The 454-nt window shown below is 61.5% G+C and carries 1 protein-coding gene; it reads left to right on the forward strand.

Translation table 11 applies throughout. From position 1 onward, the window contains the following. The coding region (locus tag ACTHUF_RS11225) for an AAA family ATPase (RefSeq protein ID WP_440407742.1) at positions 1–454 on the forward strand (454 nt) is incomplete at both ends.

Here is a 454-nt window from a genome sequence, read left to right on the forward strand (position 1 = left end):
GATTTGGCGGCTGAAATCAAGCGTTTGGCAGAAGCGGAAGTCGAGCCTGTGGATTGGATGAGCGCGTCGCAAAACTTGTCCGGTTGGTTTGCCGACAAAGGCAGCGCAGGGCAGCGGGATGCGGCGGGGCTTGCCCTGCTTCAAGCGTTTATGCTGATTACGGGCGGGCCGGGTACGGGCAAGACGACGACTGTGGCGAAACTTTTGGGGCTGATTTGCACCAACTCTGCCACGCGCCTGCCGCGTATCGCTCTGGCCGCGCCAACAGGCAAGGCGGCGGCGCATATGGCACGCGCGCTGCATCGTGCGGTGGACGGTTTCGAGATGCCCGACGCGGTACGCAATCATTTGTCCGTGCTGGAAGGGCAGACGGTTCACCGCCTTTTGAAACTGCGCCCGCCGCAAATGCTGCCTGCGTTTGACGGCAACCATCCGCTGCCTTTGGATGTATTGG

The organism is Neisseria sp. P0024.S006 (assembly GCF_051956595.1).
In the GTDB taxonomy this organism is placed as follows: domain Bacteria; phylum Pseudomonadota; class Gammaproteobacteria; order Burkholderiales; family Neisseriaceae; genus Neisseria.